Origin of the sequence: Synechococcus sp. CCAP 1479/10 (assembly GCF_019038515.1) — a bacterium.
Classification (GTDB): domain Bacteria; phylum Cyanobacteriota; class Cyanobacteriia; order PCC-6307; family Cyanobiaceae; genus Cyanobium.
Genome location: NZ_JAFKRJ010000074.1, coordinates 1 through 401 on the forward strand (window position 1 = coordinate 1; position 401 = coordinate 401).

A 401-nucleotide genomic window follows, 5' to 3' on the forward strand; every position below is an offset into this window, starting at 1 on the left:
GGCACGCCGAGGGCCAGGTAGGTCTCGCGGAGGCCGTTGAGGCAGCGATCTTCCAGGACGGAAGCATCACCGGTGAAGACGGCGTAGGTGACGTAGCGGAGAACGATCTCCATGTCGCGCAGGCAGGCAGCCATGCGGCGATGGGTGTAGGCGTTGCCGCCGGGGGCGATCAGGGCGGGCTGCTGATCGAACAGATCGCGGGCCGCGTTGGTGACGATCTTGGAAGCGTTGGAGGTGATGCGGTTCACGGCATCCATGCGCTTGAAGCTGTCAGCGACGACGCCGGAAAGGGCATCGATCTGACCAGCGTTGAGGAATTCGCCGCGGGCATCAGCCTGAGCAACGACCTTGGTGAAGGCGTCGAACATTGAGTTAGCTCCTGTTCTCGACGTCGAACGTCG

At 63.1% G+C, this 401-nt stretch carries 1 protein-coding gene; it reads right to left on the bottom strand.

The annotated features are described in order from the left end of the window. Positions 1–368 (bottom strand): bilin-binding protein (locus KUG39_RS17025; RefSeq protein WP_216916601.1); only part of this gene is annotated, 368 nt, incomplete at its 3' end. Positions 369–401 lie beyond the last annotated feature (33 nt).